Genomic DNA, 14,197 nt, shown 5'->3' on the forward strand with positions numbered 1-14,197 from the left:
AATTTATTAAAGGAATGATAAAACTACAATAAAGTCGCCTAGGCGACTTTATTGTAGTTTTATCATTTTAGTTTAAAATCTAAAATATTTGATAAGTCTGATATTTTACCATCAAATGGGAAATATAATGGTTTGTTTTCTTGCCCAAAAATTATAAAAAATGCTGGATCCTTTTGTGGCACTATAAGATATACTTCTTTTACACTTTTATTTAGCCATTTGTTTTTTACTTCAATAGAAGGATTAAGTGGGAAACGAATAGCATAACCATCGTCTTTTATGGGATTAACTTTTTTATAAGTTTCATCTATTCCATTTATCCAACTTTTAACCATACTATTTATTTCTTCATTTGACTCTACAACTTTTACTACCTTTTCTTTGTCAGGATCAAATATCTCAATCTTTTTTTCTTCTTGGGCTTGAATAAATTGAGGATGAAGAAATATGACAATTAACCCTAATATAAATAAAGTCTTTTTAATCATAATATATCACCTCATAATTATTATTACATGAAATTTTTTTAAAATACTTGAAATAGATTATTAGATAATACTTATATTTGAATAAAAAGAATTATATGTAAAAATAATTTTAAATAAAAAATAAAAGAGGTTAAGATGTTGTAGAATAAAAATACCTTTTAAAATATTATTAATAATATTTTAAAAGGTATTTTTTAGTCATTAATTATCATTTTAATCATTTTTACTTTTCAATATTAATTATAGTTCTTCCACTATGTTTTCCTTCAAGCATTTGATCTATTTTTTCACTTACTTCCTCCAAAGATACTTCTTCTACATTTTCATCTAAATTATCTATCTTCCAGTCGCTAGCTAAGTGATTCCAAATTTGGATTCTAGTTTCCATATCAGTCTGGACAGAGTCAACCCCAAGAAGAGACACCCCTCTTAAGATAAAAGGATAAATTGACGTATCAAGATCTCCTGACGATACATTACCGCAACATGTTACACTTCCGCCGTATTTAGTAGATTTAATAGCATTAGATAGGATATCTCCACCTACTGTATCTATTACTCCAGCCCATGATCCTTTTAAGAGGGCTCTATTAGAAGAATTCTCTAACTCACTTCTACCTATAACATCTTTTGCACCAATTTTAACTAACATATCTTTCTTACTTGCTTTACCACTAGCAGCAATAACATCGTAATTTAACTTATTTAAAATAGAAATTGCAGTAGATCCAACACCGCCTGTTGCACCTGTAACTAAAATTTCACCATCTTCTGGTTTTACTCCAGCATTTATTAGTCTATAGACTGAAAGTGCAGCAGTAAATCCAGCAGTACCATATATCATACTTTCCTTTAAAGTTAAACCCTCAGGAAGCTTAACAACCCAGCCCTTAGGAACTCTAATATACTCTCCATAGCCTCCCCATGTATTCATACCAAGGTCGTACCCTGTTACAATCACCTTATCACCAGCTTGAAACTTATCGCTAGAGCTTTCTACTACAAGTCCAGCTGCATCTATTCCTGGAGTATGAGGATAGTTTCTAGTTACTCCTTTATTTCCTATAGAAGATAAAGCGTCCTTATAATTTAATGAGGAATATTTAACATTTATAAGTATATCTCCTTCTGGTAAATCTTTTATCTCTTTATCAACAATATTTCTTTCATATTTCTTTTCTGCTGTTTCTGTTATTAGCATAGCCTTAAACTTATTATTCATATATAAAAACTCCTTTTTATAATAGTCTAATACAAGGTTAATGATATCAGAAGTAAATTTTTTTGTAAAATAAGCTCCCTTTTAATCCTTATAATTAGGATGTACTACATTTAAGTATTCATCAAGGGTTAAACCACTATCTTTAACCTTTTTAGCCAAATCTACTCCTACATATCTAAAATGCCAAGGTTCATAATCATATCCTGTTACCCCTTCTTTCTTCTTAGGATAGCTTAGTATAAGTCCATATTTATAAGAATTTTTAGCCATCCAAATACCTTCTTTCATCTGTCCAAGTTTTTTGGAAGTATAATATTTTGGATTTTTCCCTCCTATATCAAAGGTAAGCCCTGTTTGGTGTTCTGAATATCCTGGTCTGGCTGAGTAAGTATCTGCTTTTTCTTTTCCATCTTCTCTAACATACCGATTATAAAGATTTACTTGGTACTTATATGTACGAAAATCTGAAAATACATTTAAAGTGATACCCTCTTTTTTAGCATCCTTTTTCATACGCTTTACTGCATTTAAGGCCTCGGGATTTACTCCTGGGTTAAAGTTACTAGAAAGAGGATACCCCTTATTTACAATAAGGGTATCATTAACCTTATATCCACTTCCTCTTTTAATATACTTAGATGACATATAGCCTGTCCTATTTTTGTATTTAACTTTATACCAGTATCCTTCATTTGATATAAGATCTAAATGAGTTCCTTTTGGAATAGTAAGTAAAATCTTAGAATTAATTGATGTTTCTTTTCTTAAATTAAGATTGTTGGTTATAAAGTAAATATATTCTTTTTTTGCATCACCTACTTCGTCTTCTTCTTTAGTTCCAATTAAAACTATTTTATCTACTGGATTTTCAACTATTTTATTACTTATATTTCTTCTTTCTATCTCTTGTCCATTTTTAGATATTACCCTATCGGTGATAGTTCTAACACCATCTTTTCCTTCTCTTTTTATTTTTGTGACTCCCTTTTTTAGTGTACTATCATTTTTATTTATAGTTTTAAATGGAATATTTGAATCAGTTTTTTCTTCTTTTATGTCATATCCATCTAAAATATATTCAAGATCCTTTTTTACTACCTTATTAATAGAGTTTTCTCCACCTAGTATGTATGTTTTCTCTGTACCGTTTTTCATATAATCTAGGGTAGACAGACTGATATTATTATCTGATGATAAGAGTATAGATGCATCATTTTTAGCTGCAAAATAGCCTCCAACTACAGCATCAGCATATTTAAAGCCATTGGTTAAAACTATATTTTCAGGGTTTAGATTAAATTCTTTTGATATAGCTATGGCTGTTAATTCTCTATCATCACCAGAAATTCTTTTAGTTTCTATTCCAAGGTTTTTTAGCTTGTTTTCAACATTCTTTGTTATTGCAACATTACCACCTATTATATTGACCTTTTTTACTCCCATATCTTTTATTGCATCTAATGTAGAGTTTGGAATACTATTTTTAGATGTTAAAAGTAGTGGTTTTTCATTTTGTGCTGAAACAGGACCTATAGCTAGTGCATCAGCATAATTTCCAATTCCCAATGCTAAAAATATTTCATCGATGCTTTCATTAGTAGTTTTTTTAGCAATAAGTGCTGCTGTTTCAAACCTATCTTGACCACTAATTCTTATAGGTTCGTAATCTGTGAACTCATTTTCAAGTTCACTTGGAAAGGCTTTTTTTCCTCCCAGTATGTATACTTGTTTTACATTTAAGTTTATGAGCATACTTTTTGTTTCTGATATATTCCTAGGGTTTACAAATACAATCGGGGCATCTTTAACTTTAGCAAGAATAGAACCAGTGAGTGCATCAACCTCTCCATTGTATCCAACTAAGATAACATTTTCAGTTTCATGGTAAGCATCCTTGGCTATCTCTATCGATGTATGAACCCTAGATGGACCAGATAAACGTTCTATTTTAATGGGTCTTTTTTCTTCTGCATGTATTGCATGTGGAAATAAAATAAGAAGCATTAAAAATGCAGAAATTATTTTTAAATTGTTTTTCATAAAATCCTCCTAATATTTGAACTTATACATCTTCTATAATTAAATTATCATATTTACTAAATTTATTATATAACAAACTTCATGTTTTTCAATTTATATAAGATTATATCACTTTAAAATCTTTTAATTAAGAGTTTAAAGTGATATAATCTTATCAAATATAAAGGGTAATAAAATGAAAATATAAAGAGAGAAGGTGTATTATGAGTTTTTCATTTAACAATATTTTCAAAAAGATAGTTGGGGAAGAAATATCAAAGTCTAAATTAGAATTACAAAATGAGTTAGATAATTTAAAAGAAAATATGTTTCATGGACAAAAGATGGTAGGAGTTGGAAGCTGGACATATTTCTTGGAGGAAGATGAGATCTTTTACTCTGAAGAGATCTATAATATATTTGAGTGTAATTCTGATGAGTTGAAAAAAGAATTTGAAAACTTTAATAGATATTTTCATCCTGATGATAGATTAGAAATATTAAAAAATATAAATGCACTTTTTGATGGGAAAAACTATGATTTAAAATATAGAATCATTACAAAGCTTGGGTCTTTAAAGTTTATACATGAGAAAACTGAAATAATTTATGATGAAAATCATAAAGCTATAAAGATTATTGGTGTAGTTGAAGATATAACTAATAGCAAAATCATTGAAGATGATTCAAAATTAGTTAATGATAATATAGATAGTAGCAAAAGTATAGAAGGTTTTGGAATTTGGAAATATGACGTAATTAAAAAGGAATACTCTTGGTCAGAAGAGGTTTATAAAATACATGGTATAACTCCTATGGAATTTAAAAATGATCACAGAAACTTTATAAAGCTGCTACATCCAGATGATAAAACTAAAATGGAAAAAATATTTGAAAAAGCTTTAAATGGTAAATCACTTAAAACTGAATATAGGATCTTTAAAAATGATGGATCAGTAAAGCATATCATAACTGATATTGAACCGCACTTTGATAAAGATGGCAAAGTTATATCGCTATTAGGAAGTGTAAGAGATGTAACAAGAAGAAGGGAACTTAAGAAAAAAATAGATGAAAAAGAAAAAGAAATAAAAAGAATGGAAGTAAGATTTGAAAATATCATAAAAGAATCGAATGATGGGTTTGAGATTGTAGATATGGAAGGAATAATAAGATATTCAAGTGGATCAGTAGAAAGGATAACTGGTTATTGTCCACAGGAAATGATTAATACTTCTATATATAAACTTTTTGAAGGTAAAGCTTTAAGGATTATAAAAGATATGTTAAAGCATGTAGCAGAAAAGCCTGATAAAAATGTAGAAAGCAATGTGGTTTTTAAGACCAAAAAGGGAGAAAAAATATATTTAGAAATTTATATGACAAATTTAATATATGAGCCCTCTATAAGAGGTATTGTGGTAAATTTTAGGGATATAAGTGAAAAAATAGAAACTCAAAAGCAAATGATTCATGATGCTCACTATGATAAACTTACAGACTTACAAAATAGAGATTATTTTTTTGAAAGATTAGATAGGATTGAAGAAAAGGCAAGGAAAGGCAATCAGAAATATGCACTTTTAATGATGGAGATTCGTGGATATAAACATATAAATTATTCATTAAATCATAGTGTTGCAGATAGACTTATAGTGAAAATAGTAGATAGACTTAAAACTATATTTAAAGATAAAGATTGTATAAGCAGGTACTCTGAAGATAGTTTTTGTATAATATCTAAGGAAGGTAAATCTGAAAAGGATTATAAAGATTTAGGTAAAAGAATAATCGAACTATTTTCACAACCATTTCAAATAGACTCTTATGAGTTAATAATAACTGTAAATATAGGGATATGTATTTTTCCAAAAGCAAAAGAAGATAATTTACCTTTAAAAAATAGCGTTAAGATTGCTTTGATTAGAGCTAAAAAAAAGGGAAAGAATATTTATAAGCTTTATTCTGAAGAACTTAATATAAAATATCTTAAGGAGCTTACACTAAGAAACGATTTAGCTAAAGCTATTGATAAAGGACAACTGGAGGTGTACTATCAGCCAGTTATAAAGCTAAAGACAAATGAAATAATAGGAGCAGAGGCTTTAATCAGGTGGAATCATCCTGAATGGGGATTAGTTCCTCCTGGAGAATTTATTAGAATAGCTGAAGAAACAGAGCTTATTATAAACATTGGTAAATGGGTGCTGAAAGAAGTTTGTAAGAGTTATAAAAAATGGATTGACAAAGGCTTATCAAATATGAAAATAGGTGTTAATTTTTCTCCTATCCAATTTTTTGAAATGAATTTTGTGGATAATATAAAAGCTATAATAGAAGGTTTTAAACTAAATCCTGATTTTTTAATGGTAGAGATAACTGAAAGTGTCCTTCTTAAAAACAAGAAAAAGGTTCTTAGAGATATAAAAGCCTTACAAGATATGGGAATTGAAATAGCGCTTGATGATTTTGGAACAGGTTTTTCTTCCTTATCTTATTTAAGTTCTTTAAATATAGATGTATTAAAGATAGATAAATCTTTTATAGATGGACTTCCTTTAAATATAACTAATAGTTCAATTACAAGGGCTACTATAAAACTAGCTAAAGAACTTAAAATAAAGGTAGTGGCTGAAGGAATAGAAAACTGGGATCAACTATCTTATCTAAGAACTTTAAACTGTAAAATGGGACAAGGTTATATATACAGCAAAGCTCAACCTTTAGAAAAGTTTGAAGAATTTCTTCATAAAAAGAAATGTAAGCCTCTAGCATATTCAAAATTTACTAGGCCTGAAAAAGATAGACGTAAATTTTTTAGAATAGATTTCTTTAGTTTTTTAGAATCAAATTTAACAATTTTAAAAATAGGCGGGAAAACTTTGGATGTGGGTAATACAAAGGTACTAATTAAAAATATAGGTCCTGGAGGATTATGCTTTATTTCTAATGTTAGATTTCCTATTGAAGCTGATATCATCCTTGAATTTATGATGAATTTAATAGATCAGGAAATAAAGGTATCAGGAAATCCTGTTTGGAAGGAAAAGATTGAAGGGGGACTATATGAGCATGGAGTAGAATTTAGAGTAGATGAAAATGAACGAGAATCTTTAATTAAAATATTAAACGAGCTACAAATCAAGATGCGAAATGATATTTTATTTGACCAAGGAGACTTTATTTCAGATTCTCATATTAAATATTTTAAATAAAAGAAGTGTCAAAATACTTTTAAAAGTATTTTGACACTTTTTTTATTTCATTACCTTTTTTACCAGCTTCAATTTTCTTGATGAATAGGGAGGATATTTTATACCTTCGCCAATATTTAATGTACGTTTATATATACTCTTTTCATTTGTGAATTCAAAAAATGTATATTTTGAATGATATTTTCCTATTCCACTATTTCCAACTCCACCAAAGGGAAGATTAGGATTTACTATATGGCTTATGGTACTATTTATACAACCACCACCAAACTCTATTTTGTCTAATATAAAGTTTATTATTGATTTATTTTTTGTAAAAAGATAAAGGGCTAATGGGTATCTATTCCTTCTTATTATAGCTAGACATTCTTCTATATCCCTATATACAATGATTGGAAGGACTGGACCAAAGATTTCTTCTTTCATTATTTTGTCTTCCATATTTATACTTCGGATAAGAGTTGGCTCTATAAATAAACGCTCCCGGTTATAGTTTCCACCTTCTATTATTTTTCCATCATTTAAAAGAGATATAACCCTATCAAAGCTATTTTCATCTATCATTTTTCCAAGACTTTCATATCTAGCTTCGTCATCTCCATAAAATTTATTTATATAGTATATAATTTGTTCGGTAAGTTCATCTACAATGGCTTCATGAACAAGTAAATAGTCTGGGGCTATGCAAGTTTGACCTAGATTTAAAAATTTACCCCAAGTAATACTTTTAGCAGCATTTTTTATACTGGCATCTTTATGAACAATAGTGGGACTTTTACCTCCTAATTCAAGTGTAAGAGGTGTTAGATGTTTAGAGGCCCTTTTATATATTTTTTTTCCTATATTTACGCTGCCTGTAAAGAAGATATGATCTAATGGATAATCATCTATAAGATTATTTATGACTTTATTTTCCACCTCTATAAACTCTATATATTCTTTTATGAAACATTCTTCGATTATTTCTTTAATTATCTTGTTTATATTCTTTGCTTTTTTTGAAGTCTTAAGTATGATACAATTGCCAGCAGCTATAGCTCCTATAAGTGGGGAAATTGTTAGTTGAAATGGATAGTTCCAGGGACTTATAATTAAAACAACTCCCTTTGGCATTCTTTTAATAAAACTCTTTGCGGGATGGAGATATATGGGGGTTTGAACATTTATTTCACTCATCCAAGTTTTTAAATTTTCTATAGCTGTATTAATCTCTTCATAAACTATTCCTATTTCTGCTGTATATGCTTCAAATTTAGGCTTGTTTAGATCAAGTTTTAATGCTTCTATAATAGACTCTTCTCTTTGTTTTATAGATTTTTTCAACCTTTTTAAGCTATCTAGCCTAAAATTATAGTGATGTGTATTTCCTTTATCAAAAAATATTCTTTTAGAATTATAAACTTCATCTATCAAAACAATCACCTCTTATGGTTAATTATACTCTATTTTAGAGATTTAAATCTTTAAAATAGAGTATAATTAAATATCTATAAAAAATATCATTTAAGTATAAGATGACCTCCAAAAGTTAGATTAAAAATCTAAGCAGTGGAGGTTGGTTTTAATTTGAAAGTATCATATGACATAATCTACATATATTTTTAACATGTCATATGTTTTGCTCTTTTTTGTTTGTACATTAAGTTATCTATTCGACTTACAAAATCTTCAGAAGTTAAATAATTATCTGAATGAAAAGCATCATAGCCTATGCTAAGGTTTATTTTATAAGGTGTTATCTCTTTGTCGTTAAATTCCTTAATATTATCTTTTAAACGTTTCACTATATTTTTTATTTCATGGGGATCTTTTAAACTTAAAATTATTAAAAATTCATCTCCGCCATATCTTGCTAGAAAATCTTCTTTTCTAAAATTATGTTTTAATATGTTTGCCACATGTATAAGGGCCTTGTCTCCTTATTTATGACCAAATGTATCATTTATATATTTAAAGTCATCTAAATCGATCATAATTCCACCTATAATATTAGTCTTATTTTTATATAAAGTACTATCCAAGTACATATTTAATTTTCTACGATTATAAAGCCCTGTTAAGACATCTAAGGAGAGCTGTTTGTTTTGTATATTCATATAGATTATAAATATAGATAGGGTTAAGTTTATCCAGGTAAGATTTATTCCATAAAAGATTGTCTGAGCAATGCTTCCAATAAGTGGAGGTACTATAAAGATTAATAGTGAATAGTAATCCTTTTTATATAAATTTTCTTTATTTTTCAATATATTCACAAATGTATAAAGTAAATATAGATATGATATTCCAATTACAATATAAAAATAGGGACCTCTACTATATATGTTTTGCTTGTTAATAGAAAACATAGTTCCATAAAATCTTCCAGGAAATAAATTTAAAAATATAAATAATGTATTTATTATAAGAGGAAAACTTAAAATAGAAAATTTTTTTTGAAGTCTTAGCTTATTTTCATATATCTTATAGTCAACATACATAGCCCAGGTAAAACTAGTTATTGGAGCTAATGAATAAGTTAATATTAAAGAAATAAGATTTATATTTTTCATAAGTTGAGTCGTTTTGCTATTTGCAAATGCTCTTGCCATATCTGCTAAAAGTAAAAAGAGAGTTATTAGAATTAAGTTTAAAAACAACTTTTGATCAAACAAAATGTATCTATAACTTCTTTTAATATTTATAAATATTAAGAGAAGAATTATAAATGCAAATAAGCTTACTTGTATTGTATTTAAAAATTCCAATTATGTCTCCTCCCTTATCAATAGAATTGCATATAAAAAATATAATTATTTAATTATAGTATAAATTATCTAACTGGTCAACGAGTTTTTTTGACAAAATACGACAAAAGATGAAATAAAAAAACCCATCTTAGTTTAAACCAAAATGGGCTTTTCCTAGTCTAAGAAATCTTTAATTCGTTGACTTCTACTAGGGTGTCTAAGTTTTCTAAGAGCTTTTGCTTCTATCTGTCTTATTCTTTCTCGAGTTAAACTAAATATGTTTCCTACTTCTTCCAAGGTCCTAGCCCTACCATCATTTAAGCCAAAGCGTAAGATTAAGACCTCTTGTTCCCTATCAGATAATGTTTCTAATACATCGAGTAAACTTTCTTTAAGCATAACAAGTGAAGTTGCTTGATCAGGTGTCTTCACAAAGTCATCTTCTATAAAATCTCCAAGTTCACTTTCTTCTTCACCGATAGGAGTTTCAAGAGAAACTGGTCTTTCAGCTATCTTTTGGATCTCTCTAACCTTTGTAGGCTCCATATCTAATAATTCTCCTATTTCTTCTGGAGTTGGTTCTCTACCTAAATCTTGTATAAGCTGTCTTTGTACCTTTACTAATTTATTTATTGTCTCAACCATATGAACTGGTACTCTTATAGTTCTAGATTGATCTGCTAATGCTCTTGTAATAGCCTGTCTTATCCACCAAGTTGCATAGGTAGAAAATTTGAAACCTTTAGTATAATCAAACTTGTCTATAGCCTTCATAAGACCTATATTTCCCTCTTGAATAAGATCTAAAAAGGACATGCCTCTTCCCATATGCTTCTTAGCTATACTCACTACAAGCCTAAGGTTTGCTTCGGCAAGTTGACTTTTTGCAACTTCGTCACCTTCTTCTATACGCTTAGCGAGCACTATTTCTTCTTCTTTACTGAGAAGAGGGACTTTCCCGATTTCTTTTAAATACATGGTAACTGGGTCATTCATAGTTTTAGCCACAATCCTATCCCCTTCTTTTTTTTACATATACTTCTATTCTACAATATATTACAAAAAATATCAATTATCTTATTATAACTCCCATAATTTAAGTATACCCATTATTATATTTTCAATATCATAAATAAGTAAAAAAAGCTAACAAAACAGTATAAAATTATAATTCTTTCCTAATCTAGCAATATTTGATAGAATAAATAGGATTGATTTTAATTATACTAAGAAAAAAGGACGGTAAAATAATATGGCAAATGATTTTAAAGAATTAGGTATAAAAGAAGAATTAGTAAACTTACTTTCAAATAATGGAATAAAAGAACCTACACCTATACAAGAGAGATCTATTCCTAAAATAATAAATGGGCAAGATATTATAGGAGAAGCCCAAACAGGTACTGGAAAAACTTTAGCCTTTCTCTTACCTATGATGCAAGGAATAGATATAAAGAAAAACCAAATACAAGGTCTTATCATGGCTCCAACTAGAGAACTTGCTATTCAAATAACTGAAGAGGCTAAAAGATTAAGTGACGCATTTGGTATAAATATACTTGCTGTATATGGCGGTCAAGATGTATTTAAACAGCTTAGAAAGTTAAAAAATGGGGTCCATTTAGTTATAGGTACTCCTGGAAGATTGCTAGATCATATAAGACGAGACAGTATAAATCTAGGTTATGTTAAATACCTTGTACTAGATGAGGCTGATGTCATGCTAAATATGGGCTTTTTAAGTGATATGGAAGATATAATATCTAAAACTACCAAGAGAAGACAAACTATGCTTTTTTCAGCTACAATACCAAAGGGGCTTAGAAATCTAGCTAGAAAATATATGAAGGAGCCAGAAACTATAAGGGTTCAAAAGGAAAAGATAATTTTAGATGAGATAGATCAAATAGTTATAAAGACTACTGATAGGCAAAAAGAGGAAGCACTTATAGATATAATAAGAGAGCAAAACCCATTTATGGCTATTATATTTTGTAGAACTAAAAGAAGAGTAAAGACTTTAAATGAACATTTGCAAGAAGCAGGATTTGTTACAGATGAAATACATGGAGATTTAAGTCAGGGTAAAAGAGAAAGGGTTATAAAATCTTTTAGAAAGATGGAGATTCCTCTTCTCGTAGCTACAGATGTTTTAGCTAGAGGACTTGATGTAGAGGGAATAACCCATATATTTAACTATGATATACCAGAAGATCCAGATTCTTATATACACAGGATAGGAAGAACCGGAAGAGCCGGAGAAAAAGGAAAAGCATATACTTTTGTAACACCTAAAAATGAAGGTGACTTAAATTCTATCGAAAAAAAGATACAAACTACTTTAAAAAGTAAGGATATGGTTAAAAATAAAGAGAAGAGAACTTCTAAAGGACGTAAAAATAATTCAAAAGGTAAATCATTTAAAGGCAATAAGGGAGATAAAAAGTATTCTAAAAGAGGAAAATCTACAGGCAAAAGTAAATCTAGAGGAAGAAAAAGTTAAAAACAATATAATGATAAAAAGGTATATGGATGGCCATCCATATACCTTTTTTAAAGGAAGTAAAGTAACTATATATTATCATAATAAGACTATAGGTTTGAAATAACATTTAAAGGTAAAACATAGATAAACAAGGCTTATATTTTGTTTAATATATCTATATAAGGGTAGAATCTTAAATAGAAATAAAATTATATAGGGGGTTAATATATATGTCACAATATCATGAACCAGCAGGAGAGTTAGATGCTCACTCACGAGATATTACGAGAGCATTAACTAGTTTAAAAGAAGAGGTTGAGGCAGTAGATTGGTACAATCAAAGAATTGCAGCATCAAGCTGTGAGGAACTTAAAGCTATACTTGCTCATAATAGAGATGAAGAAATTGAACATGCTGTTATGACTATAGAATGGCTTAGAAGAAATATGGATGTATGGGATGAAGAGTTAAGAACTTATCTTTTCAAAACAGGAAATATTACAGAATTGGAAGAGGAAGCTATGGGTGGAGAAGACTCAGGAGATTCTAAGGAAAGTGGTTCTGGCTTAGGAATTGGAGATTTAAAATAGTAAAATAGGAGGTTTGTGTTTATGTTATATAGAGATATAGCACCAATAAGTAATGATGCATGGGAAGAGATAGATGAAACAGCTAAAGAAGTCTTAAAATCCTACTTATCAGCTAGAAAGGTAGTACACGTAGTAGGGCCTAAGGGATTAGACTATAATGCAGTTTCCGAAGGAAGACTTACAAATATGCAAGAAGAAGATGAAGTGTGCTTTGGCAACTATCAGGTGGTTCCTCTAACTGAGACTCGTATAGAGTTTGAAATGGATAGATGGGAATTAGACAATTTAGAACGTGGAGCAAAGGATGTAGACTATGAACCGTTAGAAAAAGCTATGGAAAAGATTGCATTATTTGAAGAAAGAGCTATATTTGATGGTTTAGATAAGGCTATAATAGAAGGATTGGATGAAGAAAAGAGTTCAAAAACACTTAAGTTAGGTTCTGATGCAAAGGAAATTATGGATTCTATAAGTCAAGGAATTATAAAGCTTAGAGAAGCTTATGTAAAAACACCATATTCACTAGTGGTTTCTCCAGAAGCCTATAAGCTGATTTTATCTAGTGAAACAGGGTATCCACTTAAAAAGAGAATAGAAAATTTAATTGATGGTGAAATTGTTTTAAATCAAGCAATAGAAGGGGCATATTTACTCCCATATGACCATGAAGATTTAGAGCTTACTATAGGAAGAGATTTTTCTATAGGATATCAAGATCATACAAATGAAAAAGTGAAATTCTTTGTAAAAGAGTCATTTACCTTTAGAGTCTTAGATGAGGATATAATAATTAAATATAATTTAAAATAAAAGATAAAAAAAATAAAAAAATACAAAAATAAAAAATACAAACAGAAGGAATCCTTAAATTTAGGGATTCCTTCTGTTTTTTTCCAGCATAATAAATATTTTAAAGGTAAAAGTAATATAGAAACATAAAAAACAAGGAGGAGAAAAGATGAAAAACAAAGCAAACCCTGATGATAGAAGTGATAATGTTGAAAAGTTACAATTTAGTATTGATAATACAATAAAAAATTACAGAGAAGCAGAACAAATGATGTCTATAACTGATAATGAACAAACTAGACAAGAATTAAAAGAAAAAAATAAGAGAAGAAAAAGAGCTGTTGAGGGATTAAGAGAAGAAATTAAAGATGAAGCAAATGCAAGAAATCAGCAATATAAATAAAATATTTAAAGATTAAAATAAATTTTAAATTTTAAAAAAGTATTATATTAAATAAAATGATTGAGTCCTTATAAGTTAGACTCAATCATTTTTTATATTAAAATTTAAAGAGCCATATAGAAATAAGTCAATAGAATGATTGCTTTTAGATTAATTGTGTTAATATAGGGGTATCTTCTATACACATAGTTAAAGGAGAGATGTATATGTTTTTACAGGAAGTTTCTTGGGGAATGGCCTTTATAGCAGGATTTTTA

At 28.7% G+C, this 14,197-nt stretch carries 9 protein-coding genes and 2 pseudogenes; 5 read left to right on the forward strand and 6 right to left on the reverse strand.

Going from position 1 to position 14,197, the window contains the following annotated elements:
• Nucleotides 1-62: 62 nt before the first annotated feature.
• From ACTHW2_RS04535 to ACTHW2_RS04545, 3 genes are all read right to left on the reverse strand, one after another.
• Nucleotides 63-488, reverse strand: a complete 426-nt coding sequence (locus ACTHW2_RS04535; protein WP_442262626.1) for a hypothetical protein — start codon at nucleotides 486-488, stop codon at nucleotides 63-65.
• 223 nt (nucleotides 489-711) lie between these two features.
• A complete protein-coding gene (locus ACTHW2_RS04540) occupies nucleotides 712-1,710 on the reverse strand; it encodes a YhdH/YhfP family quinone oxidoreductase (protein ID WP_442262628.1) in 999 nt (332 codons plus the stop codon).
• Between the two features lie 81 nt (nucleotides 1,711-1,791).
• Nucleotides 1,792-3,750 (reverse strand): cell wall-binding repeat-containing protein, encoded by a 1,959-nt coding sequence (locus ACTHW2_RS04545; RefSeq protein WP_442262630.1) that lies wholly within the window; start codon nucleotides 3,748-3,750, stop codon nucleotides 1,792-1,794.
• Nucleotides 3,751-3,953: 203 nt separating this feature from the next.
• Between ACTHW2_RS04545 and ACTHW2_RS04550 the strand changes: the two genes are divergently transcribed.
• Nucleotides 3,954-6,944, forward strand: a complete 2,991-nt coding sequence (locus tag ACTHW2_RS04550) for an EAL domain-containing protein (RefSeq protein ID WP_442262632.1) — start codon at nucleotides 3,954-3,956, stop codon at nucleotides 6,942-6,944.
• 42 nt (nucleotides 6,945-6,986) lie between these two features.
• Here ACTHW2_RS04550 and ACTHW2_RS04555 read toward each other — a convergent pair whose 3' ends face one another.
• The 3 genes and pseudogenes from ACTHW2_RS04555 to rpoD form a co-directional block, all read right to left on the reverse strand.
• A complete protein-coding gene (locus ACTHW2_RS04555; protein ID WP_442262634.1) occupies nucleotides 6,987-8,357 on the reverse strand; it encodes an aldehyde dehydrogenase family protein in 1,371 nt (456 codons plus the stop codon).
• A gap of 188 nt (nucleotides 8,358-8,545) precedes the next feature.
• Nucleotides 8,546-9,535: pseudogene (locus ACTHW2_RS04560) on the reverse strand (diguanylate cyclase domain-containing protein).
• A gap of 312 nt (nucleotides 9,536-9,847) precedes the next feature.
• A pseudogene (rpoD, locus tag ACTHW2_RS04565) lies at nucleotides 9,848-10,672 on the reverse strand (RNA polymerase sigma factor RpoD); the annotation flags it as partial.
• Between the two features lie 253 nt (nucleotides 10,673-10,925).
• Between rpoD and ACTHW2_RS04570 the strand changes: the two are divergent.
• The 4 genes from ACTHW2_RS04570 to tlp all read left to right on the forward strand — a co-directional run bounded on the left by ACTHW2_RS04570 (nucleotide 10,926) and on the right by tlp (nucleotide 13,940).
• Nucleotides 10,926-12,176: a DEAD/DEAH box helicase gene (locus tag ACTHW2_RS04570; protein WP_442262636.1), complete on the forward strand. Its 1,251-nt coding sequence runs from the start codon at nucleotides 10,926-10,928 to the stop codon at nucleotides 12,174-12,176.
• Nucleotides 12,177-12,388: 212 nt separating this feature from the next.
• Nucleotides 12,389-12,748, forward strand: a complete 360-nt coding sequence (locus ACTHW2_RS04575; RefSeq protein ID WP_442262638.1) for an encapsulin-associated ferritin-like protein — start codon at nucleotides 12,389-12,391, stop codon at nucleotides 12,746-12,748.
• A 21-nt stretch (nucleotides 12,749-12,769) separates the two neighbouring features.
• Nucleotides 12,770-13,558, forward strand: coding sequence for a family 1 encapsulin nanocompartment shell protein (locus tag ACTHW2_RS04580; RefSeq protein WP_442262640.1), 789 nt, complete (start codon nucleotides 12,770-12,772; stop codon nucleotides 13,556-13,558).
• A gap of 148 nt (nucleotides 13,559-13,706) precedes the next feature.
• Nucleotides 13,707-13,940, forward strand: coding sequence for a small acid-soluble spore protein Tlp (tlp, locus tag ACTHW2_RS04585; RefSeq protein ID WP_442262642.1), 234 nt, complete (start codon nucleotides 13,707-13,709; stop codon nucleotides 13,938-13,940).
• Nucleotides 13,941-14,197: the final 257 nt, after the last annotated feature.

This window comes from Tissierella sp. (genome assembly GCF_052089545.1).
Lineage (GTDB): Bacteria > Bacillota > Clostridia > Tissierellales > Tissierellaceae > Tissierella_A.